Genomic DNA, 26227 nt, shown 5'->3' on the forward strand with positions numbered 1-26227 from the left:
GGCTCGGGTGAATCGCCGGGCTCCCCGGAACCGCCGGTACCGTGGAAGGTGACGGTCAGGCCCTTGCACGTGCTGCACTGGCGCACCACCTGGTTGCCCCGCTCGGCGTCGTGCTTGGACCATGCGTACGCCGTGGGGCACTGCTTGGTGAGCGCTTCGCTGTACGCGGTCTTCGCGTCCCGGTCCGGGTTGACGCACACCAGCGGCTTGCCCGTGCTGCTGTCCTTGGACAGATTGCCGGCCGGGCAGTGGGCCAGCAGATCGGTCGGGCAGCCCACCGAGGCACACTCGCCGCCGTTCTCGGGCGGGGTCACTCCGTCGGGGGTGATGGTGATCGGCGTCGAGACGGCGTTGACGTAGCTGACGTTGTACCAGGGTGCGGCCCTGTCGGCCGTGTCGAAGTTGAACTCCGCGAGGCTTACCGGCTCTTCGCCCGTGGTGCAGCGGTCGGCGTACGGGCCGCAGTCGCCCACCGCGCAGTGGAACGTGCTGCCCTCCTTCCCCGTACAGCCTTGCCGGGCGAACAACTTGCCGCGCCAGTGCCCGGCGTCCGAGCGCTCCGGGACGGTGATCTCCGCGGACTTTCCCGGGTCGAGCACGGGCAGCCCGGTGAGCGTCGAGGAGCCGTCGGCGTTGGCCGTGGCCCCGACCCAGATCCGGTCATCCGTCTCGTTCCGCACGGTGACGGTGTGCTCGGCACCGCCCGTCGGGTCGCCGGAAGCCTTTCCGGCCTGCGCCGAGGTCGCCGCCGTCACGGCGGCGACCACCAGCAGGAGGGCGAGCAGCAGCGGGCGGAATGATCGAAGCGTTGCAAGTGGTCCCTCGCGCACGGAGCTTGCCCTTCGGGGTCGGGTCGGTGTCGGCTACGCACGCATCACGGATGGGGGCGGCGGATGGTTCACCGGCGGGCGGCCCTCCGTACGCCTGCCGGGTACGGTCTCAGTGGGCCGGGGCGGCCGTTGACTCGGCGATGAGCAGCCGGACCATGGGCCGCGCTGCCAGGCGGGTGCTGAGGGGGGCGGCCAGCAGGAGTGCGGCGACGAGGATGACGGGGCCGAGCCAGACCATCGTCTCCACCGGCAGGGTGTAGGCCCCCACGACCTTGACGGCGCATTCGCCCAGCAGTGCCGCGCCCCAGATGGCGGAGAAGCGCCTCTCGGCCCGGACGAAGGCCGCAGCGGCGGGCACCGCGCCGGAGGCGAGGCGGTCCCAGGCGGCGTGCCGTGCGGGGTCGTTCCTGACCAGGAACGGCTTGAGGCCCTGGGTCATCATGGGCCTGCCCGCCGCCACGGACAGCAGCACACCGACGCCGATCACGCTGCTGATACCGCTGTCCTTGACGAGCATCAGCCGCGGGTCGCCTGAGACGAAACTCAGCGCCAGGCCGACCACGTTGACCGCCAGGATCAGCAGCGCGAACACATTGAGGCGCCGCTGCCGCACCACGCTCCACACCGTACGCACGGCCGGCACCGTGCTGCTCAACGCCAGCGCGGCGAAAGTGCTCACCCCGAAGGCTTCCTTGAACAGGTAGTAAGCGCCCAGCGGCACCCCCACGTCCACGAGCAGCGGAGCGTATGCCTTGTGGCGCTGGTGGGTGTTCCTGCCCTGGTCAACCGTGATCGTCGTCATGCCCCAAGCTTCGCCGTCCGGCCCGCCGCCGCAGTAGAACCGACCGTCAGCACCTCGGCATGACACATGTCATCGTCACGCCACGCCAAGTCACGTCACGCCACGTCACGTCACGACGTCATCGTCGTCACTCCGGCCGCCCGGAGATGTGGAAGACGGATTCGAGTCCGTCCGTCTGCACGGTGATGCCCAGGCCGGGCCCGGCCGGTGCGGCGCCGCGGCCGTGCCGGGAGCGCGGCTGGTGGCCTGCGACGTGTCCGTCGGTCCAGTCGTTCATGAACGAAGCGTTCTGGAAGTTCTCCGGCTTGGTGCTCGCCGCCAGGTGGCCGACTGCCGCGCTGACGACGTCGCCGCCCCAGGTGTCCTCGACCGAGACCATCATGTCGAGGTCCTGCATGAGGTCGCGCATCCGTGCGGCCTGGGTCAGCCCTCCCACGCGGCTGATCTTGATGTTGACGGACACGGCCCCCGCCTCGTTCTTGGCACGGAAGACATCGGCCGTACCGAGAACGGACTCGTCCAGCACCAGCGGAAGGCTGGAATGGCGCATCGCGAAGACGCAGTCGTCGGTCTCGCGGCAGGGCTGCTCGACGTAGACGGGAAGTTCGGCCATGGCGGCAACGGCGATCTGGGCCGCACGCAGGTTCCAGCCGCCGTTGGCGTCGGCGACCACCAGGGTGTCGGGCGCGGCCGCGGCCACGACGGCGCGCGTGCGCTCGGCGTCCTCGCGTGGATCGTTGCCGACCTTGAGCTGGAAGCGCTTGATGCCGGCCTCCTCGCGGCGGACCACGAAGTCGGCCATCTCCTCCGCCGACGTCAGGGGAACGGCCTCGTAGAGGGGAAAGTCCTGTTGCAGCACGCCGCCGAGCAGTGCGGCGACCGGCAGTCCTGAAACCTTGCCGAGCAGGTCCCAGCACGCGACATCGATGGCGGCCTTGGCGTAACCGCCGCCGAGGAGTACGCCGTCCAGGGTGCGCCGGATCGCGGACAGATTGGTCGGGTCCTCGCCGAGCAGCGCCGGGGCCATGGTGTGCAGAGCGGCGCGCACCTCGGCCCAGTGGGTGGGCAGATACCGGTTGCCGAGGGGCGTGATCTCCCCCCAGCCCTCCAGCCCCTCGTCGGTGCGCAGCCGGACCAGGGTGCCGATCTCGGAAGTCGCCGCACGGCCACCCGACATGATGTATTCGCCGTGCGCATAGCGAAGGTTGTAGCCGAAGCAGTCGAAGCCGACCACTTTCATTGCTGGCTTCCTCCTTTTTCGGGTGGCCGCGGCGCTTCCTCTTATCCGCGACCGTTCACTCGGCGGTCTGCTCGCCGGCTTCGGCGGCTTGCTGTTCCTTGCGCCATGCGGCCCAGCTGAGCCAGACCACGGCCAGTACGGTTCCGCCGAAGAGAATCAGCGTCCAGATCACGGTTTCCGTATCCACGGTCAGACCTCCTCTCCCTGGCCGCTGGGCACCGGCTGTGCGGCGCCGTCGGTGGTGAGTGAGCCGCGGTCCGTCTTACGCGAGAAGAAGTTGTTGAGCAGCAGCATCACGACGAAGAGGACCGTCCACTGGAGCACCATCGTGCCGATGCTGAATGTCTGGAACGGGTCGTACCAGGTCTGCGAGGAATCGGTGATGGACAGATACATGAACCAGCCGAACACCACGGCGAACATCAGCGGGAACAGCCCTGTCAGCACCTTCCACCACGCACCGACCTTGAAATCGCTGGTGAGATCCAGCGCGCGGCGCGCACGCTCGAGGCCGAAGCGCATCATGGCGATTGCCGCGAACAGGCCGCTGATCAGCAGTCCGACGCCCCAGACGTTGTCCTGGTTGGTCAGCACATCCAGATCGAGTGCGGAGGGTATACCCCCGACGAGCGTGACCAGGACGACCGCGACAACGGCCTTCTTCCGCTTGACGCCGAGGTCGATGACGTTGCGCACGGCAAGTTCCATCATGGCGATCAGGCTGGACAGCCCGGCGAGTACGAGCACGAGGAAGAACAGCGGCCCGAAGAACCAGGTGCCTCCGGGTATCTGGCCGAACAGTGCGGCGAGGTAGACGAACATCAGTCCCTGATCGCCGGCGGCGACCGCCTCCTCCGCGTACTGCGAGGACTGCACCGCGAAAACCGTGCAGATGACCGCGATTCCGGCGAGCAGCGAGGCCAGATGGTTCCCTGCGACCACGATTCCCGAGTTGAGCGCGAAGTCCTCCTTCTTGCGCATGTACACCGAGTAGGTCAGGTAGAGGCCCCAGCCGGCTCCGGTGGAGAAGGCCATCTGCACAAAGGCGCCGAGCCACATCTCCCCGTCGAGCATCCTGCTCCAGTCCGGCACGAACAGATACCGCAGCCCTTCGCCCGCGCCCGACAGGGTCATCGCACGGACCGCGAGCAGCACCAGGACGACGAACAGCATCGGCACGGTGAAATTGAGAACCTTCTCGAAGCCGCCCTTCAGCCCGCGGAGCACCACGAACCCGACGAGGAGAGCCGCGATCACGTGGAACGTGATGGTCTGCGCCGGACTTCCGACGAAGTTGTCCCATAGGTGCTGCGTCTGCTTCTTGCCCACGCCCGATGAGAACTTGCCGGTCACCGCATAGACGAAATAGCGGATCGCCCAGCCGCATATCACCGTGTAGTAGAAGAGGATGCCGACGGTGACCACGGCCATGAACCCGCCCATCCAGGCGAACTTGCGGCCCATGAACGCGCGGAACGCACCTATGGTCCCCATTCGGCTCCGGGAGCCGAGCAGCGACTCCGCCATCAGCAGCGGGACCGCCCAGACCAGATTGGCGAGCACAACGGCGATGATGAACACGCCGCCCCCGCCCGCTCCGACGTCTCGGGGGAATCGCCAAATATTGCCGGTACCCACCGCCATCCCGATGGCGGCGGCCACGAACGCGAAACGGCTGGAGAACACCTCTCGCTTCGCGTCTGATGTCTGACGCGCCATGATCAGACTCCGTTCAGCCGGGTTGGCGCGTAATGTATTACACCTCACCAGCTGAGACGCAAGGGTCGTGCACGTTCCGGAACACGGTGCCGAAGCTTGCGGGACAACCCGGAGGTCAGGCGTCACCCTCCGCGCGGCCGGCCCAGATCCCACGGCTATGAGTCAAATGCTTCCGCACAAGCTCCGCCGTCAGCTCCCCATCGCCCGCCGCAACGGCATCGACGATCGCGATGTGCTCCTCACCGGACTGGGCCAGCTCCCCCTGATCCGCCAGCTGCTGCAACCCGCGCATGCGCGCCTGGTCCCGCAACTGCCCCACCATCTCCACGAGGCGGCGGTTGCCCAGCAGCTCCAGCAGGCCGAGGTGGAACTGCCGGTCCAGGTCCAGGAAGGCGACGAGATCTCCCACACGCGCGGCGTCGGTGATCTCCTCGGCGAGCTGCCGGAACCGGGCCATGGGCGCCCGTTCCGCCCGCTCGGCGAGCTCGGCCATGGCCGGGACCTCCAGCATGGTGCGCAGGCGGAAGATCTCTTCGAGGTCGTGATCGGTGAGCACCGGCACCCGGAAGCCCCGGTTGCGGATGATCTCCACCATGCCGAGATTGGCGAGATCCATGACGGCCTCACGCACCGGCGTGACGGAGACTCCCAGCTCCGAGGCCACGTTGATGACGCTCTCCACCCGCCCGGGTTCGATCTGGCCCAGCACGATCCGGGTACGGAGCGCCTCCCGCGCCTGCTGACGGAGGCTGACCGACTTCAGCTGCGGGCTTCGGGCGGAGGTTACCGCGGGGCGAGGAGTCGTCACGCCTTATGAATAACACGGAACATCCGGGCCGTACGACGACACCTGTGCCTTCTTGCCACCGTAAGTGAGGCGTAATACCTTACCAGCCCCCGGCCGGACGCGGGCGACGAAGAAGTGGGGTGCCCATGCAGACCATCAACGTTGGCGAGCGCGAGATCCGCGAGGCCGTGACGATGGACGAGGCGATCGAAAGCGTTCGGCGGGGCTTCGTCGATCTCGCCGGCGGGGAGTTCGAGATGCCCACCCGTACCGCACTGCGGGACGGGCAGTTCCTGGTGATGTCGGCGCATCACCGGTCGACCGCTTCCGCCATGTTCAAGACGCTGAGCCTCAACTTCCAGCGCACTCCCGCCATCGCGGGCACCGTGGTCTGGAGCGAGACCGGCCGCACCGAGCAACTGGTAGCCGACGCCGGGGCGGTGACAACCCTGCGCACTGGTGCGGTGGTGGGAGTCGCCACCGATCTCCTCGCCCCGTCCGACGCCGGCCGGCTGACCTTGATCGGCGCCGGCGCACAGGCACCGGACCAGGTACGCGCCGTCCACGCGGTGCGGCCGCTGCGCCGGCTGACCGTGGTGGACGCCGACACCCGCCGCGCCCAAGCCCTCCTCGAGGCGCTGGAACCCGAACTGCCCGACGTGGAGCTGTCCACCGCATCCGACGCGGAAGCGGCCGTGGGGTCGGCGGAGATCGTCTGCTGTGCGACCAACACGACCAGCCCGCTCTTCCCCGCGTCGGCGCTGCCGGCCCGCGTACACGTCAACGCCATCGGCGCCTACCGCCCCACCATGCGCGAGCTGCCCGACGAGCTGCTCGCCGACAGCACGGTCGTCATCGACGAACTCGCTGCGATCCTGGAGGAGTCGGGCGAGATCCTGCACGCCCTGGAAGCCGGCGCCCTCACCAAGGAAGCCCTCACCGAGCTCGGCACCGCGCTGACCGCCACCGATGCGGCGTACGGCGAGCGCACGGTCTTCAAATCGGTCGGGGTCGCCGTGCAGGACTGGGCCCTCGCCCGGCTGCTGGCCGAGAAGTTTCTCCCCTGACAGCGACGCAGTCGCCGTTGGAGAGCCTGTTGGAGGGCCTGTTCAGTCGATGACTGCGGTGGCTTCGATCTCGACCAGGTGCTCGGGTACGTCCAGTGCGGCGATGCCCAGCAAGGTGGCCGGAGGTGCCGGGTTGACGCCCAGTCTGGTGGCCGCCCGGGTGATCCCTTCCATGAGCAGCGGCATCTTGTCAGGGGTCCAGTCGACGACGTAGACGGTCAGTTTCGCCACGTCGTCGAAGGAGGCACCGGCCTCGGCCAGGGCGGTTCCGACGTTGAGGTAGCACTGCTCGACCTGAGCGGCGAGGTCGCCCTCGCCGACCGTGACGCCGTCGGCGTCCCAGGCGACCTGGCCCGCCGTGAAGAGCAGCTTCGAGCCGGTCGCGATCGACACCTGCCGGTAGGCGTCGATCTTCGGCAGTCCGCTGGGGTTCACCAGGGTGATGGGCATGATGCCGGCTCCTTGCCATGAGGGCGCGCCGCGGCGCGCTTGCTCTCTTGTGGTTACTTCGAAACCATAAGAGAGCGGTCGCTGACATGGAAGAACGCACTTTTCGGTGACTGGGGAACCGTATGGTGACCAAGCAGTTCAAAGCCTCGCGCGACGAAGCGGACGTGCGGCGGGCCGGCCCTCCGGCTCGGGAGATCTTCTCGGTCGCTCAGTCCGGGCTGAACCAGCGGGTGAGGGCTGCCTTCAGGCCGTCGGGGTCCGCGCCTGCCCAGGCGACGTAGCCGTCGGGCCGGATGAGCAGTGCGGGCGCCGGGGCGTCCCCGGCTGTGGCCGTCACGCGGCGCACCCGGCCGCTCCAGGGTTCCGCGGTGGCGGCGAGGTCGTTGCCGCCGGTGAGGTCGAGAAGCAAGGGGCGGGCGTCGCCCAGGAGTTCGGCGAGGCGGCAGGTGCGTCCGTCGTCGGTGGTCAGGTCCAGGGGCGGCACGAACCAGCCGGTGGGCGCGGCGGGGTGTTCCTCGCCCATGTCGTAGCGGACATCCGCGCCCGCCGTCAGCGCGGCGACCGTGCGCAAGGTCTCGGCGCTGCCCAGGAGTTCACTGAAGAGCCGGCGCAGCGCGGTGACTTCGTCTCCGGGTGCCAGCAGCGCGGTCCCGGCGCGGGTGTGCATCAGCACACGTTCGCCGCTCGCGCGGCGTTCGGTTCCGTAGCTGTCCAGCAGACCTTCAGGGGCCCACCCCTGCAGCGTGGCGGTCAGTTTCCAGGCGAGGTTGGCCGCGTCCTGCAGCGCGGTGTCCAGGGTCGGCCCGTGGCTGACGTGTGCGGCGTCCCCGGCGAGGAGGACGCGGCCCTCGCGGTAGCGGTCGGCGAGCCGGTAGTTGCGGCCGCACATGCGGCGGAGCAGTGTGGGCGCGCCCTCGGGCGGCGGCGACAGCGGCAGGCGCACTCCGAGGACCCGCTCGACGCTCGCCTCCATCTCGGCGAGCGTCATCGGCGTACCCGGCCCCGGGAAGTCGCCTGCCGGGTGCTCCTCCCACTCGGTCGTGCTGACCAACGGCCGCTCCGGATCGTGCGCGAGGATGGTGAAGACGCCCCGCTCGGTGCGGTGGAACGCCGCCGGTATCTCGCCGAGGCCGTCGATCACGACGCGTCCTCCGGGGGCCGGCCGGACGAGGTCGCTCGGCCCGATCAGTGCCGTCCGGTCGACCATGTCGTCGTCGCTGGTGCCCGGGAAGGCGATCCCCGCCTGCTTGCGGATCAGGCTGCCGCCGCCGTCGCAGCCGATGAGATACCGGGCCGTGAGCGTGCTCCCGGCTCCGTCCGCACCGCTGGCCGCGACGTCGACCTGGTCCTCGCTCTGGCTGAAGGACAGCACGTTCCAGCCCCGCCTGACCTCGGCGCCGAGCTCGGCAGCCCGCTCGTTGAGCACCCGTTCGAGGTCGCGCTGGCTGACCGGCAGGAGATACATCGGGTTCTCCTTGCCGAGCGCGCGCAGCGGCAACGGCAGTCCGCCGAAGAAGAAGCCCGGCGCGGGCTCCGGCACTCCTCTGCCCCCGCAGCGTTCGAACAGGCCACGGTTGTCCAGCAGCTGTACGACCTGCCCGGCGAGGCCGTGCGCCTTGTCCGCCGGGTCCGGTTCCCACCGCCGTTCCAGCACCAGAGGTCTGGCCCCGGCGAGGCGGAGCTCGCAGGCGAGGAAGAGGCCGGTGGGTCCACCGCCGACGATGATGACGTCGTACATCGCTGAGACCGCCTTAGGATACGCAGCTGTATCTAACGGCGTCACCGTAGGCCGCCGCGATAAGATACGCAAATGAATCCAAAGCCCGAGAGGACCGAGGGCGGGCGCGGTACGGACCGGCGCGGTACGGAGGGGGCGCGGGAGACCGGCCGGCGTACCGGCGGCGCTTCCCGGCGGCGCGGCGCCGAACTCGAGGACGCGATTCTCCGCGCCGCGTGGGACGTACTGGTCGAGCGCGGATACCCCGGCTTCACGTACGAGGCGGTCGCCGCCGGCGCCGGCACCAGCCGCCCGGTGCTCTACCGGCGCTGGCCGCAGCGCGACGACCTGCTGCTGGCCACCCTCACCAAGTTCTGGCAGCCGGTCGCGGTGCCCGACACGGGCAGCCTGCGCGAGGACGCGATCGGCGTCCTGCGCAACGCCAACGCGCTCCGCGCGCGCATGACCACGCTGCTCGGCGTGCAGCTGATGGACCACTTCCGCGCCGCCGGCACCAGCTTCAGCGAGCTGCGCGACGCACTCCGCCCGCCGGGCGGGGCGACGCCCTTCGAGCAGATCGTCGCCCGCGCCGTCGAGCGCGGCGAACTGCCCGACGAGCCCCGCTCGTCCCGCGTGGTGAACCTGCCGTTCGACCTGTTGCGTCACGACATGCTGATGACCCTGGACGCGGTGCCTGACGAGTCGATGGTCGAGATCGTGGACGAGGTGTGGCTGCCCCTGCTGGCACCACCTCGTCGCCACTAAAGAAAACTTTGATTTTGCCATGATGCATTGTGGTGCGGGCGAACCATTGTTAGGTTCCCGCCCATGTCGAATGCCCAGCCCGACTCCCGTTCCGGCATCGGTTCCCGGCTCCGCCGCCGCAGACGGGCCCTCCATCTGACGCTCAAGGACGTGGCGGACCGGACCGGCCTCACCGAGGGGTACCTCTCCCAGGTCGAGCGCGACCAGGTCAACGCCAGCGTGCGTACCCTTCAGCGGCTGTGCGAGGTCCTCAAGCTCACCGTGGGGGACCTCTTCGAGCAGAGTGGGTCAGCGGCGGCCCCGGTGCTGCGGTTCCGCGACGCCCACGGCATGTCCTTCGGCGAGGGCGCCACGAAGATCAAGCTCACGCCCGGGTCCTTCGACCACCTGGAAGTGCTGCTCGGCCACTTCCGGCCCGGCGGCTCCACCGGCGTCGAGCCCTACACCCACGGCAGTTCGGAAGAGCTGCTGCTGGTGCTGTCCGGCGAGGTCGAAGTGTGGGTCCGGGACCAGCGCCACAGGCTCTCAGCGCTGGATTCGCTCCACTACCTCAGCAGCGACCCCCACCGCGTCGTGGAGATCACCGGCACGCACGAGGCCAGGGTCCTGTGGGCGATCGCGCCCCCCACTTACTGAATCCCACTGACCAGCACTGAATCCCCCACGCAGCACCGCTCCGCACACTCGCCGTCCACGGCTGGAGGCACGATGACCGCATACCGAAACGGCGAGATATCGCACTGGATGAAGGCACTCCGCACCGCGGAGGGGACGGCCGGCACGTCGCGGGACCGGGCCGTCGCGGAACTGCCCCGCGAGAAGCAGGACCTGGTCATCGTCGGCGGCGGCCTGACCGGGCTGTGGGCGGCCTATCACGCAGCCGTGGACCGTCCGGAAGCGAAGATCCTCGTGCTGGAGGCCCGCGAGGTCGGCTACGGCGCCTCTGGACGCAACGGCGGCTGGCTCTCACCGCTCATCCCGGGCAACCGGGCCGTGTACGCCAGGGCCGCACACCGGCGGGGGCAGGACGGCACCGCCGCCGTCGCCTCCTTCCAGCGGGAGATGAACGGGGCTGTCGACGACGCGCTGCGCACCCTCGAGGAGGAGGGGATCCAGGCGGACCAGCACCGGGGCGGACACCTGCGGGTGGCCACCACCCCGGCTGCCATGAAACGGCTCGAACACGCCCACTCCGCTGACCTCGCAGCCGGATACCGCGCGGAGGACCTGGAACTCCTCGACGCCGACGCCGTCAAGAAGCGGATCGACATCCGCCCCGCGCTGGGCGGTCTGCTCACCCGCACCACCGCGCGGGTCGACCCCGGCAAACTCGTCCAGGGCCTCGCGGCGGCGGTGACGGCCAAGGGCGTCCGCATCGTCGAGGGGACACCAGCCACCCGGATCGCGCCCGGCGCCGTGCTCACCCCGCGCGGGACCGTACCGGCCACCACCATCCTCACCTGCCTCGAGGCGTACTCCGGCGAGGTCGACGGCGACGCCCACGGCCTGGGCAAGCGCGAGGTCATCCCAGTCAACTCCTCGATGGTCGTCACCAATCAGCTGCCCGGACACGTCTGGGAACGGATCGGCTGGCAGGGCCGGGAATGCCTGGGCGACGCCGCGCACACCTTCGTCTACGCACAGCGCACAGCGGACGACCGCATCGCCATCGGCGGCCGTGGCACCCCCTACGCCTTCAACTCCGGCACTCCCGGCCAGGGCAGCGTGGACGCCCGTACCGTGCGCACCCTGCGCGACAGGCTCCGGCTGTTCTTCCCCGACGTGGAATTCACCATCGAGCACGCCTGGCGGGGCGCCATCGGTGTGACCCGCGACTGGTGTGCGGGGATCACCTTCGACCCCGCGACCAGGATCGGCGTCGCGCGCGGCTTCGCCGGGCACGGTGTGACAGCCACCCACCTCGCGGCCAGGACCCTCCTGGACCGGGCAGCCGGCCGCAGCACCGCGCTGACCCGGCTGCCCTGGAACGACCACGACTCCGGGCGCTGGGAGCCCGAACCGCTGCGCTGGCTCGGCGTCCACGGCATGTACCGCCTCTTCGGTGTCGCCGACCGGTGGGAGGAGCGCCGGCACTCCCAGAACACGTCCCTCATCGCCCGCTTCGGCTCACGACTGGCAGGACTCAGCGAATGAGAACCACACCGCACCACGCCCGCACCAGCACCAGCACCCACACCACGGCGACCGGATCCGGGACGCGGGAGAAGCCGGGCACACGGCCTGAACCACCCTTGCGGCGGGGCCTGTGGAACATGGCCTTCACCGAGCTGTGGGAGCGTTTCTCCTTCTACGGCCTCCAGGGAATTCTCTCGTTCTACCTGCTCTACTCGCTCGCGAAGGGCGGCCTCGCCCTGGACCCGGCCGTCGCCTCGGGCATCGTGGGCGCCTACGGCGGCGCCGTGTATCTGTCCCAGGTGCTGGGCGCCTGGCTGGGCGACCGGCTCGTCAGCCCGCAGAACATGGTGCTGTACGGCGCCGTCGTCATCACGGCCGGGCATGTGGTGCTCGCCTTCGCGCCCGGATTCGCCGGGCTGGGTGCCGGCCTGGTGTGCATCGTCCTGGGCACGGGCGCGCTGAAGACGAACATCACCTCGATCGTCGGCTTCGTGCTGGAGGGGAACGAGCGCGAACGGGACGCGGGTTTCTCGTACTTCTACATGGCGATCAACATCGGCGCGGTGGTCGGCCCGCTCACCACCGGTCTGGTCCAGAACGAACTCGGCTTCCACTACGGCTTCGGGCTGGCCGCCATCGGCATGGGCGCGGCGCTCGTGCAGTACATCACCTCGATGAAACGGCTTCCCGAGCGCGCCCGGACCATCAACAACCCCCTGCCCGCCAACCGTCGTCCGCTCGCCGTGCTGGCGGCCGTCGCCTTCCTCGCCGCCGTCGGTACCGCCTTCGCCACCGGGCTGCTCCGGGCGGAGAACCTGTCCACCGTGGTGACCTTCGCCTCGCTGATCGCGGCCGCCGGCTACTTCCTCACCATGACCACCGCACCGGCGGTCAGCAGGGACGAGCGCCGGCGGATCCTCGGTTACCTGCCGCTGTTCCTGGCTTCGGGGATCTACTTCGGCTTCCTGTTCCAGAAGTTCACCGCGATCTCGATCCTCATCACCGAACGCATCGATCTGCACATCGGCGGCTGGACGTTCCCGGTCGCCTGGATCACGACCGTCAGCCCGCTGGCCGCCGTCCTCATCACGCCGCTCATCGCCCGGATGTGGAAGACGCTGGGAGAGCGCCAGCCCGGGCCGACGGCCAAGGTCGCCATCGGGCTGGCCCAGATCGGCTGCGCCTATCTGTTTCTGCTCGTCATCTCCGAGGCCACCGGGGACGCGGAGATCCCGCTCGTCCTCATTCTCCTGTTCATGATGGCGGCCGGTTCCTCCGAGGTCTTCGTCGGTCCGATCGGCCTGTCGCTGGCCACGAAGATCGGCCCCGAGAAGTTCCGCTCCCAGATGGTCGGCCTGAACTTCCTCACGCTCGCCCTGGGCTCCTCCCTGGCGGGACTGCTCGGCCAGCTGTTCACCGCGATCAGCAACCCGTCCTACTTCTCGCTCACCGCCGTGTGCGGCATCGGTCTCGGCCTGACGCTGTTCGCCACGCGCAGGCCCCTGGGACGTCTGCTGACGTCGGGCCTGGAGCACTGACCGGCACCGCCTGCCGGCGCCGGTGACCAGCACTGCTGACCACACTGCTGACCGGCGCCGGTGGCCAGTGCCGCCGAGCGGGCATGCGGGGCGAGCAGACCGGGCGTAAAATGTCCTATATGTCTGCTATGGGCGGCAGGGCGGAAAACGTCTTCGTGCTGGGCCTGGACGAGCGTAACCGCAAGCTCCTGCACGACCTCCCGCTCCTCGCCGGGTGCCGCTTCCACGCGCTGCTCGGGCGGGAGGAGCTGATGCACGGCGCGCCCGTGCCGCTGCACGACCTGCTGGAGAAGGCGCAGAGCAGGCTGGATGCCTTCGACGAGCCGATCGACGCGATCGTCGGCTACTGGGACTTTCCGGTCAGCTCGATGGTGCCGATCCTGTGCCGGCGCCACGGTCTGCCGTCAGCGCCGCTGAAAGCCGTCCTCAAGTGCGAGAACAAGTACTGGAGCCGCCTGGAACAGCAGAAGGTCTGCACAGCGCACCCGCCCTTCGCCCTGGTGGACCTCGACAACCCGGAGCCGCCGTCGGGGCCGGCCTTCCCGATGTGGCTCAAGCCGGTGAAGTCCTACTCCTCCGAGCTGGCGTTCAAGGCGGAGAACCCCGAGCAGTTCGCCGATGCGGCCGAGCGGATACGGAAGGGCATCAGCCGGGTGGGAGAGGCGTTCGACTGCGTACTCGCGATGGTGGACCTCCCGCCCGAGGTGGCGAAGGCCGGCGGCCAGGCATGTCTGGCCGAGGAGGAGATCTGCGGCCACGAGATCACGGTGGAGGGCTACAGCCGGGACGGCAAGGTCCATGTGTACGGGGTGATCGACTCCCACCTGTACCCCGGCACATCGAGCTTCCTGCGGTACCAGTACCCGTCCTCGGCGCCGCCGCAGGTCACCGAGCGGCTGATCGACGTCACCAGCCGGGTCGTACGGCAGATCGGGCTGGACAATACAACGTTCAACATCGAATTCTTCTGGGACCAGGAGCGTGACCGGATCAACATCGTCGAGGTCAACCCGCGGCTGTCCCAGTCGCACGCGCCCCTTTTCGAGTACGTCGACGGCCTGCCCAACTACCAGTGCATGATCAGCCTCGCGCTCGGCCACGAGCCGATGCTGCCGTTCCGCCAGGGCCCCTACCGGGTCGCCGCGAAGTGGTTCCTGCGGCGGTTCTCGGACGCGTACGTACGGCGCTGCCCCGGCCAGGACGAGATCGCGCGGGTACGGCGCGAGATGCCCGACACGATCGTCGACATCATCGCGAAGGAGCGCGGCCGGCTGTCCGACCTGCCCTCGCAGGACAGCTACAGCTACGAGCTGGCGGCCCTCTACCTCGGCGCCGACGACGAGTCCGAGCTGCACGAGAAGTACCGGCGCTGCCTGGAACTGCTGCCGTTCGAGTTCGACGAGTAGGAGAGCCGCATGCGGGTTGCGGGACTGAAAGCGGTCAGCTCCTCCCCCCACGCCATCAAGGAGGAGGAGCACGTCTGGATCACGGCCCGTGACGGCACCCGGCTGGCCGCGCGCGTCTGGCGGCCGCTCTCCTCCGACACCGAACCGGTCCCGGCGATCCTGGAGTTCATCCCCTACCGCAAACGCGATCTGACCGCCCTGCGGGACTCGATCAACCACCCCTATATCGCCGGGCACGGTTACGCCTGCGTACGCGCCGATCTGCGCGGCAGCGGCGACTCCGAGGGGCTGCTCACCGACGAATATCTCGAACAGGAATTCAGGGACGGCGAGGACGTCCTCGCCTGGATGGCCAAGCAGCCCTGGTGCAACGGCCGCACCGGGATGATGGGCATCTCCTGGGGCGGCTTCAACGCTCTCCAGCTCGCCGCGCGCCGCCCCCCGGGGCTCGGCGCGGTCGCCGCGCTCAGCTACAGCGACGACCGCTACGCCGACGACGTGCACTACATGGGCGGGTGCCTGCTCAGCGACAACCTCTCCTGGGCCTCCACCATGTTCGCCTACACCTCCTGCCCGCCGGACCCCCAGGTGGTCGGCTCCCAGTGGCGGGAGTTGTGGTACGAGCGGCTGGACGGGATGAGCCCGTGGCTGGCCCAGTGGCTGAACCACCAGCGGCGCGACGAGTACTGGCAGCACGGCTCCGTGTGTGAGGACTACACCGACATCGCGTGCCCGGTGCTGGCCGTGAGCGGCTGGGCCGACGGCTACTCCAACGCCGTCTTCCGGCTGATGGAACGGCTCAACGTCCCCCGGCGCGGGCTGATCGGCCCGTGGTCGCACAAGTACCCGCACCTCGGCGTGCCCGGCCCCGCCATCGGCTTCCTGCAGGAACTGGTGCGCTGGTGGGACTACTGGCTCAAGGACGAGGAAAACGGCGTGATGGACGGGCCGATGCTGTGCACATGGATGCAGGAGAGCGTGCCGCCGTCCACCTCCTACGAAGAGCGTCCCGGGCGCTGGGTGGGGGAGCCCAAGTGGCTCTCGCCGCATGTGGAACGGATCCGGTATCCACTGGGCGACCACCGGATCGGACAGCCCGGCCAGCGGCTGGAGTCGCCGCCGCTGAACGTGGAGTCGCCGCTGTCGGTCGGCCAGTTCGCCGGGAAGTGGTGCTCCTACAACGCGCCTCCCGACCTGCCCTACGACCAGCGCGAGGAGGACGGCGGTTCGCTGGTCTTCGAGAGCGAGCCGCTGGCCGAGCGCTGCGAGATACTCGGCGGCCCTGTGCTGTACGCGACGCTCGAGGTGGACCGCCCGGTGGCGATGGTCGCGGTACGGCTCTCCGACGTCGCACCGGACGGCCGGGCGACGCGGGCGACGTACGGGCTGCTCAACCTCACCCACCGGAACGGGCACGCCGAGCCCGAGGCGCTGGTCCCCGGTGAGCGGTACCGCGTGGGCGTCCAGCTCAACGGCGTGGCGCAGGCGTTCCCCGCGGGCCACCGGATCCGGATCGCCCTGTCGACCTCGTACTGGCCGCTGGCGTGGCCGCCGCCGGAACCGGTGCGGCTGACCGTGCATCCGGCCGAGAGCGAGCTGGAACTGCCCATCCGCGCGCTCGCCGAACCCGACGAGCTGCCGACCCCGCTGTTCGGGGACCCCGAAGGCGCGCCGCCGCTGTCGAGCACGGTGATCCGGCCCGGTGAGCACCGCTGGACGGTTTCGCGTGATCTGGTCGACTACGAGTCGGCGCTGGAGGTCGTCAAGGATCTCGGTGTGATGTACATGGAGGACATCGACCTGCGGGTGACCCGCCGCGCGTTCGAGCGCTACAGCTGGACCGGGGACGACTTCGGGTCGGTGCGGGGGGAGATCGAGTGGGTGATGGGCTTCGCCCGCGACGGCTGGGACGTCCACACCACCACCCGCACCGTGCTGACCTCCGATACGTCGCACTTCCATCTGCACGCCACCTTGGATGCCTACGAGGACAACCGCCGCGTGCGGTCCCGCAACTGGGAGTGGACCATCCCCCGGGATCATGTCTGACGGGACACGCCCCGCGCAGCGGCCTAGTCGCCACCTCCCCCGCCACACGAGGACCCGCACGACGAGCCGCACTGAGAGCCGCAGGAGGAGCAGGAGGAAGTGGAGCAGCTCCCCGAACCGCCACGCCGGCGCCTGCCTCCCGAAGCGCCCACCGGGACCGGTGAGGGCACCGTCCACAGGTCCCGGTCCGGACTGAGCCCCGCCTCTTCCATCAGGGCGACGGTCCGCAGGTGCCCGTCCGAGACGTGATCGGTGGTGTCCGGCCCGTCGGGATGGTGGTGCACGAAGCGTCCGAGGCGCGCACACAGCTTCGCGTACAGCGCCGTGTGCAGGATGAGGGCGTGCCAGCCCTCGTCGACCAGGCGCAGCGGCCGCATCGGCTCCGTCGGGAACTTCGCGGCGGCCACGACGAACTTCAGGGCTTCTTCCACGGCGCGCGCGGCCGTAGGCTCATCCATGCCGGGGTTGTTGTCCATGACCGTTGCGACAACACCCCTGAACGCATCAGGGGCGATCAAGTGGCGTACATCGTGCATGTGCGTGCCTTCCTTCCTGGTGTGGTTGCACTGGCGCCCGCCTCGGCCGTTCGGCCTGCCAGGATTGACCGGGCCGGGGCGGGAGTCTGCTCACCCGCTCACTCCCGGGCCGACGGCGACTCCAGGTACTGCTTGAGACGCTGCAAAGTGACGCCGATGTGGGCGCGGTTGGCGCCGATGCGGTCGGCGACACCGGTGATCAGGATGGCGAACGGAATGAACCACAGGGGCACCCGCAGCCAGTTGGTCTCCGTGACGGTGCAGCCCTCGGCCGCGGGCGCGATGTCGTACTGCCAACGGGAGATGGGGACCCCCGGCGGGGCCGTCACCTCGTAGCCGAAGCACCGGCCCGGATCGGCGTCCGTGATACGGCAGGTGGTGACCCAGCGCCGGAGGCCGTTGCGGTTGTGGCCCCGGAACCTGGCGCCCACCGCGGAGGCCGTCGCTCCGTCCAGCCAGCGGGCGCGGTGGGCCTCTTCGCCGAGCCGGATCAGGACGGGCGGGTCGCTGACGACGCGGTACGCCGCAGCCGGGGAGGTCCTGATGGCCACCGTACCGGTGGCTGCGGGGACCGGGAATCGCGGTATGCGTGACGGGCGCGGTACGGGCATCGAAGCCTCCCAACCGATGTAATCATCGATTACATCAGTACGGAGGGTGGGGGTCAAGGCTCCCCGGGGCCAGGGGAGTTGGCGATGCCGAGCCCGAACGTGTCCAGCACCTGCTCGGCCAGCTGCTCCGCCCGGTCCGGCGGCAGATACCCGTCGGTGATCATCTGCGACAGCCCGTAGACGATCGCCTGACCCGCAAGACCCACGATCGCGGGGTCGCCAGGACGCAGCACCCCGGCCTTCTGCTCGGCGACGATGATGTCGGTGTAGACCTGCTCGATGTCGGAGAGGCGCTGGTGCAGCTCGGCGGGCTGGCTGGAGCCGAACACCCGGCTCCTGATCAGCTCGAAGCGGCGCGGGTGGCGGATCGCGAAACGGATGAAGCCCAGGCCGAAGGCCCGCATCATGGAACCGTCCATGCTCTCGACCATGCCGAGCTGCCACTGCGCGAAGTCGACCAGGATCCGGTCGGCGACCGCCGTCAACAGCGCCTGCCGGTCGGCGAAATGCCGGAACGGAGCTCCGGGGGAAACCCCTGCCCGGCGCGCGACTTCCCGTACGGTCACCCCGTCCATCCCGCGCTCGTCCAGCAGCTCGATCGCCGCCGCCGTGAGCGCGGCGGGCAGGTCGCCGTGGTGATAACCAGCGCGTTCCGTCGGCTTGTCCTTCATGTGCGCAGTGCTACCACACACGGATACCGCGGGCGCTTCCCAGCCCTGCACGGCGGCGGCCCGGCACCCTGCGGGGTGCCGGGCCGCCGAGCCGAAATCCCAGGCGAACTCTCGGGACTTCAAGCGGGCCGGAGGATGCTTGCCGCCCGCGCCACCGCGTTCATCGCACTCGCCGGGGGTGAGAACTTCCGGACGTGGACGTTGTCGTTGTCCGAGGTGCTGGAGGCGGCCGCCGGCCGGCCGCTCTCCGAAGGCGCGGTCGCCGTCATCTTCCCGGACCTCGGCGCATCGGCGGATGCCTGGCCTGCGCCGCCGAACAGCAGGGCGGCGCCGCAGACCGCACCCACTCCCGCCAGTCGTCCGAACCTCTTCGTGAAAGTGTCCATCGCTTCTCCTGACTGCTCGCCACTCGGGCCGGATGGCACGTGCGATGTTCCGCCCGGGCGCCCCATGGCACCCGGCGGACTCACCTGCACCGCCCGACATTCACCCGCGCGGCGCTGCGTGGATCACTCATTGTGTGGCCGCGCACGAGCCTCATACGCCGGTGCAGAGCACGAGGCTGTTCGGCTGCCGAGACCTCTCCGCCCCGTCGAGCAGCTGATGCGTGGAGACGACGGTGAGGCCGGCCATCGCCACCAGCAGCCCCGTGACGATCAGCATCGCGAGCGAGCCCCGTGACCGTACGGGCAGACCGCGCCTCCTCCACCAGAGGCGGCCGACGATGAAGAGCGCAGCCAGCGCCGCCGCCAGGCTCCCGTAGGTGAGCACCACCCGCGACCACGGGACGTCCACCGGGCGGTTGTCGCACATGGTCCGGTTGTCCTCGCCGTTGAGGTACAGGACAAAAGCCATGGCCAAGGCCGAGGCGGCGGCGAGAAGCAAGGACGCCGACGTGGAACCGCTCGGGCCGCGGCCTGGCAGGGCCGGTGAGATCACTGTGCACAAGCCTCCATGCGGGGCGGGCAGTTGACCGACAGGTCTATCAGGGCCTCCCTGACGCACGGGGAGGGGGCAGGGCCACTACCGCGCGTACTGAGCGGGGACGCTCGTGAGTCGCGTTCGGCAATCCATTGACAAGTTCGCGCAACATTGCCGAACATGAGGTCGGCCGCTCGGCCACCCAGTGCCACAAGTGAGCCGGCGACGTGATTCCCCACAGGAGGTGATATGGCCCCCACCCTTACGGATGTGGCCAAGCATGCAGGTGTTGCACTGTCCACGGCGTCCCGGGCATTCAGCGAGCCCGATCGCCTGGGGCCGGAAACCTTGCGCAAGGTTGTCGAAGCCGCTCGGGAGCTCGGCTATGAAGCGCCCCATGGCCGCGCCGCGGGCGCGGTGACCGCGGACGAGGCGCAGGACACCGTCGCTGTGATCGTCCCCGATGTCGCGAACCCCGTCTTCGGCTCCTTCGTCAAGAGTGCCCAGCACGAGGGGTGGCACCGTCAGCTGGCCGTCGTCCTGGCCGACACCGACTTCGACCCCGGACACGAGCGGGAACTGCTCGCACACCTGCGGCACCGTGCGGCGGGGCTGGTCGTCTGCTCTCCGCGCCTGGAGGCCGACGAGGTGATCGGGCTGGCCGGTGACACCCCGCTGGTCCTCGTCAACCGGGAGACCGACCGGGCCCACTGCGTACTTGCCGACGCCGCTGACGGGCTGCGGCAGACCGTCGAATACCTGGCCGCTCTCGGCCACCGGAAGCTCGCCTATGTGCAGGGCTCCTCACGGTCCTGGTCGAATGCCCACCGCGTCGGACTCGCCCAGGAGCTGACTGCGCGGGCAGGCCTCGAACTCGACGTGCTGGGGCGGCAGTCGGAGACCGTGGCCGGCGGCAACGCTGCGGCGGCCGGCGTGGTCGCCTCCGGCGCCACCGCGGTGCTCGCGCACAATGACCTCGTGGCCATGGGCATCGTCGCGGGTGCCCGCGCCCTCGGCGTCCGGGTGCCGGAGGACCTCAGCGTCGTCGGCTTCGACGACATCCCCTTCGCCGAGGTCTCGCACCCGGCCCTCACCAGCATCTCCGTACCGATGGCGCGCGCCGCGGCGAGCGCTCTGAAACGGATCTCCACCGCCCTGTCCGGCGCCGGCGGCCCCCGCGCCGACACGCTGCGGCTGGCCACCCAGCTCCACGTCCGCGGCTCCACAGGACCGGTGCCCGCGCGGACCGCGCAGCTCGCTCGTCCCTGAATCACACCCACCCGCTCGCCCGGCCCTCGACCGACAGCCCACAGGAGCCACCCATGCGTCAGCTGCTCGCGCGAAGAGGCCAGCTTTGAGCGCCCCAACCTCCCGGCCTGCAAAGGGGAGTTCGAGATCCGGTCGTCGACGAGGACGCGCTCGATGAGGCGCTGCGCTCCGGACAGCTGGGCGGGGCGGCGCTGGATGTCTGGTACGCCTACCCGTCCGCGCCGGGCGAGCGGCGGCAGCCCAGCCGCCACCCCTTTCACACCCTGCCCAACGTCCTGATGACGCCGCACTCCAGCGGCCTGACCCGGCACACGTTCTCCGCCCGTGCGGCCGACATCGCCGCCAACATCCGGCGGCTGGCCGCGGGCGAGGAGCTCATGAACATCGTGGAGTACCCCTGATGAGCAAGCCCGACCGCATCGCGGCCGTCGACGTCCTGGTCGCCAGCCCCACGCGCAACTTCGTCACCCTCAAGGTCACCACCGAACAGGGGCTCGTGGGCTGGGGCGATGCCACCCTCAACGGCCGTGAGCTGGCCGTCGCCTCCTACCTCCGCGACCATGTGGCCCCGCTGCTCATCGGACGTGACCCGGCCCGTGTCGAGGACACCTGGCAGTACCTCTACCGCGGCGCCTACTGGCGCAGGGGTCCCGTCACCATGACGTCGGTCGGAGCGGTGGACCTGGCCCTGTGGGACATCAAGGGCAAGGCCACTGGGCAGCCGGTCTACCAACTGCTCGGCGGCGCCGTACGCGACCGGATCCTCTCCTACACCCACGCCACCGGCTGGGACGTTCCGCAGGTGCTGGACTCCATCGACGCCCGGCTCGGCGAGGGGTTCCGGGCGGTACGGGTGCAGACGGGGGTCCCGGGCCTGGAGGTGGTCTACGGCGTCACCAGGGACGGCACCGCGTACGAGCCAGCCGGACGCGGCATCGCACCCGCCGAGGAGACCTGGGATGCCGATGCGTATCTGCGCCACGCGCCCAAGGTGCTGGAGGAAGTCCGCTCCCACGTCGGCCCCGAGGTGGGGCTGCTGCACGACGCCCACCACCGGCTCACCCCCAACCAGGCCGCGCGGCTGGGCCGTTCCCTGGAGGATCTCGGCCTGTTCTGGCTGGAGGACGTCACCCCGGCCGAGAACCAGGAGGTGCTGCGCACCGTCCGCGGCAGAACCACCGTGCCGCTGGCGATCGGTGAGGTCTTCAATACGGTCTGGGAGTGCCAGAGCCTGATCACCGAGCAGCTCATCGACTATGTGCGCTGCTGCGTCAGCCACGCCGGCGGCATCAGCCAGCTGCGCCGTATCGCCGCTCTCGCCGACGTGTGGCAGATCCAGCTCGGCCCGCACGGCCCCTCGGACATCTCGCCCGTCGCCCTGGCCGCCTCGCTCCATCTCGGCCTGGCCACAACCAACTTCGCCATCCAGGAGTACATGGGCTACGACCCGCTGGTGCACGAGATATTCCGGCACGCCTGGTCGTACGAGGACGGGCATCTGCACCCGGGAGAGGCGGCAGGGCTCGGCGTTGAGGTGGACGAGGAGCTCGCCTCCCGGTACCCGTACCAGCCCGCCTACCTGCCCGTCGCCCGCCGCCGCGACGGCTCCATGACCGACTGGTGAACCCTCGCCCCCGTTGCTGCCCCCGTCCGGTGCACCCTCCGCTGGTGACCCCCGCCGCAAGGACCTTGCCCCCATGAGCACAGCCGCCGCCCGTACCGTTCCCCTGACCGCCGGCACAGCGCCGTCCGGTGCACTGCTGCACCACCGCGCCCTCGGCCCGGACGACACCGGCATCGTCCACCTCGGCCTCGGCAACTTCCACCGCGCACACCAAGCCGTCTACACCGCCGCGGCGCTCGCCCACCAGGAGGGACCCTGGGGAGTCCTGGGCGTGGCCGGGCGTTCCACCGCCGTGGCCGACGCGCTGCGGGCCCAGGATCTGCGCTACACCGTCGCCGAAGTCTCCCCGGACGGGCTGCGCTGCACCATCCCCGGGGTGCATACGGGGGCGCTGGTGGCGGCGCGTGAGCCGGAGCGGGTACAGCGGGCCCTGGCCGCCGCCGGGACCCGGGTGATCTCCCTGACCGTGACCGAGCACGGCTACACCTACTCCCCCCGCACCGGCGGCCTCGACCTGGACCACCCCGGTGTCCGGTCCGACCTGGGCGGAAACCGCACGGCACCGCACACCGCCCTGGGCCGCATCGTGCGCGCCCTCCAGCAGCGGGCCACCACACACGGCGCCCCCGTCACCGTCCTCAGCTGCGACAACCTCGTCGGCAACGGCAACCACACGCGCCGCCTCGTCGAGGAGTTCATAGCCGGACTGCCCGCCGGCGAACGCGACGAGCTCACCGCCTGGATCGGTGCGGGGAACGTCACCTTCCCCAACACGATGGTCGACCGTATCGTCCCGGCGACGACGGACGGCGATCGCGCTGCCGTCGCCGACGCGACCGGCGTACGCGACGAAGTCCCCGTTCCGGCCGAGCCGTTCACCATGTGGGTACTCGATGACCGTTTCGCCGCCTCCCGTCCGGCCTGGGAAGCCGGCGGCGCGCTGTTCGCCGACGACGTGGAGCCCTACGAACTCCTCAAGGTCCGGCTGCTCAACGGCACCCACTCCCTCATCGCCTACCTCGGCGCCCTCGACGGATGCGACACCATCCCGGAAGCCACCGCACGGCCCTTCGTCGCCGAGGCGGCCCGCTCCGTCCTGTGGCGCGAATACCTGCCGAGCCTCACCGTTCCCGACGGCGTGGACCTCGGCACGTACGTGGACCGGCTCTTCACCCGCTGGACCAACTCAGCGCTCGGGCACCGCACCCGGCAGGTCGGCTCGGACGGCTCGGCCAAGCTGCGGCAGCGGATCCCCGAGCCCGCGCTGCTCCACCTGCGGGCCGGACGGATGCCGCACCATCTCGCCCTCACCCTCGCCGCCTACCTGTGCTGTCTGGCCCCGCGCGCCGGGTTCGACCCCGGTGAGCACGCGGCGGCCATGACCGACCCGGCGCGTGAACGCCTCGGCACCCTGCGCGCCCGCACCACTGACGGCCCGTCGTTCGCCGCGGCCGTGCTCGACGACGGCCTCCTCGGCGACGAACTGGCCCACCATCCGCACTTCGCCACCCGGGCCGGCGAACTCATCGACCTCATCCACACCCACGGCCCCCGAACGGCAGCCGCCGAAGCGCCGAAGCGGCAGTTACCCCCTGAGCGCCGGGCCCGAGCGGGCCCTACCCTCCCTCGGGCACCGCACCGCCCCAAGGACGTGGGCCTCCGCAGCCCCGGCGCGGTCGGTGTCCAGATGAGCCATTTCCCGGCTTCCTTCGGCGCCCGCTACCGGTACGCCGGAGTGACGCTCATGGGCGCGATCAGCCTCATCGCCGTACGGCTGTCACCCGAGACGGTCGGCCGGAAGCCGACCGACCCCAGCGATGCCACGGCCCCCACGCAACCCTGAAAGACAGCAAGCCTCCGAGCCCGGCGACGTTGCGCAGGCCGCTGACCTGCGCAACGTCGCCTCGTTCCGGATCGATCGGGGGCGCACGGGTGACGCTATGCGCTGCTCGGCCCCCGGCGGCTCAGTTGCGGGCGCCGTTGAGCACGTCGAGCACCGCGCCGTAGGCGGCCTTCTTGCGGTAGGCGCTGTCGAAGAGCAGCGGGGTCTCCTGGGAGCGCCAGGAGTACTTGTCCGTGACGCCCCAGGTGGTGATGCCGGTGCAGCGGGAGACGGCCACGCATGCGGCGGTGACGTCGCGGAACACCCGGGCCTGCGCGGCGCCGGAGCCGCCGACGTCGAGCTCGGTGATCTCGACGTCGACGCCGAGGTCGGCGAAGCGCTGGAGGTTCTGCCGGTAGGTGCTCAGATCGGCGTTCGAGTCGAGGTGGCTCTGGAACCCTACGCAGTCGATCGGCACGCCGCGGTTGCGGAAGTCCTTGACCATCCGGTAGATGGCGTCGCTCTTGGCGTTGATCCCGTCGGTGCCGTAGTCGTTGTAGCAGAGCTTGGCGCCCGGATCGGCGGCATCGGCGGCGCGGAACGCTTCTTCGATCCAGCCGTTGCCGAGCTGCTGCTGGAGGTTGGACTGGCGACGGCTGCCGTCCCACTCGAACGCCTCGTTGACGACGTCCCAGGAGGAGATCTGGCCGCGGTAGTGGCCCGCGACACCGCTGATGTGGCCGATCATGGCCCTGCGGAGGCTGTCACCGGTCAGGCCGCGGACCCAGGCCGGCTGCTGGGAGTGCCAGACGAGCGTGTGGCCGCGTACCTTCATGCCCTTGCTGCGGGCGTGACTGACGACCTGGTCACCGGCGCCGAAACTGAACTGCCCCTGGTTCGGCTCGGTGGCGTCCCACTTCATGGCGTTCTCGGCCACGACGCTGTTGAACTCCCGGTTCAGCGCGGAGGCGTAGTCCCCCTCGCCGAGGTGGCCGGGATCGACGGCGGCGCCGAAGTACCGGCCGCTCTGGGCCGCCGCGCCGCCGAGGGTGTCGGCGGCCTGGGCGGTTCCGGCCGTCGTCAGGACGCTGACCGCCGCCAGGCCGCCGGTCAGCACGCCGACCGCCGCGGTCCGGGCGCGTTTGCGCAGGGGGCGCGTACGCGGTCGTATGCGTGAGGTCCCGCTCGTCGTCGCTGCCTTCGCTCTCTTCGTTCTCATTGCTGCTCCTTGGCTTTGTTGGGGGGAGGAGGGAGGCGGCTCTAGTTGTGCTTTCCGCTGGTCCGGTGGGTCCGGGCAGCGAGTGCGGCCTCCCATGAGGTGCCGGGGGCCGAAGCATCGCCGGCGAGGCGGTCGCGGGCGGCCGTGTCGCCGTAGAGGCTCCAGCGCAGCCAGTCCAGGAAGGTGTTCTGGGTCTGGGAGAAGGTGGGGAAGTCGGGGACCAGGTAGGAGCCGTGGTCGGCGCCGAGGTGGGTGAGGAACGCTTTGGGCGCGCGCAGTTCCTCGTACGCCTGGCGCGCGGAGGAGTAGGGGCAGGTGCCGTCCCGGTCGCCGTGAATGAACAGCACGTTGGCGTCGACCTGGCCGGCGGGGTCGCCCATGTCCACGCAGGCGACCGGGACGGCTGCCACGATCCGGTCGTCGGGCCAGGCGGTGAGCAGCCCATGGGTGGTCATGCCGCCCAGCGAGTGACCGGCGACGCCGACGCCGGCCGCGGTGTCGATACGTCCGGCGAACGGCCCGCCGGATGTGTCGTTCAGCGCGAGGGTGCGGGTGATGACCTCGGAGACGTCCCGCGACTGATTGCCGTTGTAGACCTCCTGAGGGCTGCTCGCGGGGAAGGTGGGCGCGGGGACGACGAAGCCCGCCGAGGCCGCCGCGTGGGTCTGGGAGCCGTAGCTGTCGGAGTTGCCGCCCAGGCCGTGGCTCCACTCGCAGACGGGGAAGACGCCGTCGGCGAGGGGCGCGTCCGGTATGGGGACGCCGCCGGGGCTGCCCGCGGCCGGGTAGAAGACCTTGGTGAACAGCTGGCGGTCGCCACGGTTCCAGTGGAACTCCCGTACGCCGACGGCGAATTCCTGAGTCGGCGCCTGTCGCGGGGAGGCGGTGCGGGCCGGTGCGCCATCGAGCGCGTACGCCGGTGCGGCGCCGAGCAACGAGGCGCCCGTACCGGCTGTTCCGGCCACGCCCAGGCCGAGCAGCGAACCGAGCAGGGTCCGTCTGTTCATGGGCATCCGAACACACTCCTTGTGGGGGGTGGGGGTGGTGG

The 26227-nt window shown here is 70.0% G+C and carries 26 protein-coding genes; 11 read left to right on the plus strand and 15 right to left on the minus strand.

The genetic code is table 11. The features are described from left to right. The 6 genes from ITI46_RS19585 to ITI46_RS19605 form a co-directional block, all read right to left on the minus strand. On the minus strand, positions 1-830 hold an 830-nt coding region (locus ITI46_RS19585; protein WP_307808240.1), incomplete at its 3' end, for a thaumatin family protein. 109 nt (positions 831-939) lie between these two features. Further along, positions 940-1632, minus strand: coding sequence for a VC0807 family protein (locus tag ITI46_RS19590; RefSeq protein ID WP_209240969.1), 693 nt, complete (start codon positions 1630-1632; stop codon positions 940-942). Positions 1633-1759: 127 nt separating this feature from the next. Then, complete coding sequence (locus ITI46_RS19595; RefSeq protein WP_209240970.1) at positions 1760-2872, minus strand: mandelate racemase/muconate lactonizing enzyme family protein; 1113 nt, start codon at positions 2870-2872, stop codon at positions 1760-1762. Positions 2873-2927: 55 nt separating this feature from the next. Continuing rightward, positions 2928-3059: a hypothetical protein gene (locus ITI46_RS35530; RefSeq protein ID WP_280634791.1), complete on the minus strand. Its 132-nt coding sequence runs from the start codon at positions 3057-3059 to the stop codon at positions 2928-2930. A gap of 2 nt (positions 3060-3061) precedes the next feature. After that, positions 3062-4591 carry a sodium-dependent transporter gene (locus ITI46_RS19600; protein WP_209240971.1) on the minus strand — a complete coding sequence of 510 codons (1530 nt, stop codon included), beginning with the start codon at positions 4589-4591 and terminating at the stop codon, positions 3062-3064. 115 nt (positions 4592-4706) lie between these two features. Next, positions 4707-5399 (minus strand): GntR family transcriptional regulator, encoded by a 693-nt coding sequence (locus ITI46_RS19605; RefSeq protein ID WP_209240972.1) that lies wholly within the window; start codon positions 5397-5399, stop codon positions 4707-4709. A gap of 125 nt (positions 5400-5524) precedes the next feature. Here ITI46_RS19605 and ITI46_RS19610 point away from each other — a divergent pair, with 125 nt between their 5' ends. Beyond that, positions 5525-6445, plus strand: a complete 921-nt coding sequence (locus tag ITI46_RS19610) for an ornithine cyclodeaminase family protein (protein WP_209240973.1) — start codon at positions 5525-5527, stop codon at positions 6443-6445. 42 nt (positions 6446-6487) lie between these two features. Here ITI46_RS19610 and ITI46_RS19615 read toward each other — a convergent pair whose 3' ends face one another. Both ITI46_RS19615 and ITI46_RS19620 read right to left on the minus strand, forming a co-directional pair. Next, positions 6488-6895, minus strand: a complete 408-nt coding sequence (locus tag ITI46_RS19615; protein WP_209240974.1) for a RidA family protein — start codon at positions 6893-6895, stop codon at positions 6488-6490. Positions 6896-7103: 208 nt separating this feature from the next. Further along, on the minus strand, positions 7104-8633 hold the full coding sequence (locus ITI46_RS19620; RefSeq protein WP_209240975.1) for an FAD-dependent monooxygenase: 1530 nt from the start codon (positions 8631-8633) through the stop codon (positions 7104-7106). Between the two features lie 72 nt (positions 8634-8705). On the opposite strand from ITI46_RS19620, the gene ITI46_RS19625 reads away from it, so the two are divergent. The 6 genes from ITI46_RS19625 to ITI46_RS19650 all read left to right on the plus strand — a co-directional run bounded on the left by ITI46_RS19625 (position 8706) and on the right by ITI46_RS19650 (position 16506). Beyond that, a complete protein-coding gene (locus ITI46_RS19625) occupies positions 8706-9377 on the plus strand; it encodes a TetR/AcrR family transcriptional regulator (RefSeq protein ID WP_209240976.1) in 672 nt (223 codons plus the stop codon). A 63-nt stretch (positions 9378-9440) separates the two neighbouring features. Then, complete coding sequence (locus tag ITI46_RS19630) at positions 9441-10013, plus strand: XRE family transcriptional regulator (protein WP_209240977.1); 573 nt, start codon at positions 9441-9443, stop codon at positions 10011-10013. Between the two features lie 72 nt (positions 10014-10085). After that, positions 10086-11531: an NAD(P)/FAD-dependent oxidoreductase gene (locus tag ITI46_RS19635; protein ID WP_209240978.1), complete on the plus strand. Its 1446-nt coding sequence runs from the start codon at positions 10086-10088 to the stop codon at positions 11529-11531. Continuing rightward, positions 11528-13051: a peptide MFS transporter gene (locus ITI46_RS19640; protein ID WP_209240979.1), complete on the plus strand. Its 1524-nt coding sequence runs from the start codon at positions 11528-11530 to the stop codon at positions 13049-13051. The genes ITI46_RS19635 and ITI46_RS19640 overlap by 4 nt, the downstream gene beginning before the upstream one ends. A 119-nt stretch (positions 13052-13170) precedes the next feature. Further along, positions 13171-14457, plus strand: coding sequence for an ATP-grasp domain-containing protein (locus tag ITI46_RS19645; RefSeq protein WP_307808241.1), 1287 nt, complete (start codon positions 13171-13173; stop codon positions 14455-14457). 24 nt (positions 14458-14481) lie between these two features. After that, entirely contained in the window at positions 14482-16506 is a 2025-nt protein-coding gene (locus ITI46_RS19650) for a CocE/NonD family hydrolase (protein ID WP_209240990.1), read from the plus strand. A gap of 23 nt (positions 16507-16529) precedes the next feature. Here the strand turns inward: ITI46_RS19650 and ITI46_RS19655 are convergent, their stop codons facing one another. The 5 genes from ITI46_RS19655 to ITI46_RS19675 all read right to left on the minus strand — a co-directional run bounded on the left by ITI46_RS19655 (position 16530) and on the right by ITI46_RS19675 (position 19179). Then, entirely contained in the window at positions 16530-17042 is a 513-nt protein-coding gene (locus tag ITI46_RS19655) for a glycine-rich domain-containing protein (RefSeq protein ID WP_209240980.1), read from the minus strand. Positions 17043-17140: 98 nt separating this feature from the next. Further along, positions 17141-17593: an SRPBCC family protein gene (locus tag ITI46_RS19660; protein WP_307808242.1), complete on the minus strand. Its 453-nt coding sequence runs from the start codon at positions 17591-17593 to the stop codon at positions 17141-17143. A gap of 113 nt (positions 17594-17706) precedes the next feature. Continuing rightward, a complete protein-coding gene (locus tag ITI46_RS19665) occupies positions 17707-18324 on the minus strand; it encodes a TetR/AcrR family transcriptional regulator (protein WP_209240982.1) in 618 nt (205 codons plus the stop codon). A 119-nt stretch (positions 18325-18443) separates the two neighbouring features. Further along, positions 18444-18710: a hypothetical protein gene (locus tag ITI46_RS19670; protein WP_209240983.1), complete on the minus strand. Its 267-nt coding sequence runs from the start codon at positions 18708-18710 to the stop codon at positions 18444-18446. A gap of 151 nt (positions 18711-18861) precedes the next feature. Continuing rightward, positions 18862-19179: a hypothetical protein gene (locus ITI46_RS19675; protein ID WP_209240984.1), complete on the minus strand. Its 318-nt coding sequence runs from the start codon at positions 19177-19179 to the stop codon at positions 18862-18864. A 315-nt stretch (positions 19180-19494) separates the two neighbouring features. On the opposite strand from ITI46_RS19675, the gene ITI46_RS19680 reads away from it, so the two are divergent. The 4 genes from ITI46_RS19680 (at position 19495) to ITI46_RS19695 (ending at position 23981) form a co-directional block, all read left to right on the plus strand. Then, positions 19495-20514 (plus strand): LacI family DNA-binding transcriptional regulator, encoded by a 1020-nt coding sequence (locus ITI46_RS19680; RefSeq protein ID WP_209240985.1) that lies wholly within the window; start codon positions 19495-19497, stop codon positions 20512-20514. 107 nt (positions 20515-20621) lie between these two features. Continuing rightward, positions 20622-20915, plus strand: a complete 294-nt coding sequence (locus tag ITI46_RS35535; protein WP_209240991.1) for an NAD(P)-dependent oxidoreductase — start codon at positions 20622-20624, stop codon at positions 20913-20915. After that, a complete protein-coding gene (gene manD, locus ITI46_RS19690) occupies positions 20915-22138 on the plus strand; it encodes a D-mannonate dehydratase ManD (RefSeq protein WP_209240986.1) in 1224 nt (407 codons plus the stop codon). Before ITI46_RS35535 ends, manD begins: the two co-directional genes overlap by 1 nt. A gap of 73 nt (positions 22139-22211) precedes the next feature. Beyond that, positions 22212-23981 (plus strand): mannitol dehydrogenase family protein, encoded by a 1770-nt coding sequence (locus ITI46_RS19695; protein ID WP_247746251.1) that lies wholly within the window; start codon positions 22212-22214, stop codon positions 23979-23981. Between the two features lie 121 nt (positions 23982-24102). Here the strand turns inward: ITI46_RS19695 and ITI46_RS19700 are convergent, their stop codons facing one another. After that, on the minus strand, positions 24103-25179 hold the full coding sequence (locus ITI46_RS19700; protein WP_209240987.1) for an endo-1,4-beta-xylanase: 1077 nt from the start codon (positions 25177-25179) through the stop codon (positions 24103-24105). A gap of 41 nt (positions 25180-25220) precedes the next feature. Then, complete coding sequence (locus ITI46_RS19705) at positions 25221-26192, minus strand: alpha/beta hydrolase family protein (protein ID WP_247746252.1); 972 nt, start codon at positions 26190-26192, stop codon at positions 25221-25223. Between the last annotated feature and the right edge of the window lie 35 nt (positions 26193-26227).

This window comes from Streptomyces oryzae (genome assembly GCF_017676365.1).
Taxonomy (GTDB): Bacteria; Actinomycetota; Actinomycetes; order Streptomycetales; family Streptomycetaceae; genus Streptomyces; species Streptomyces oryzae.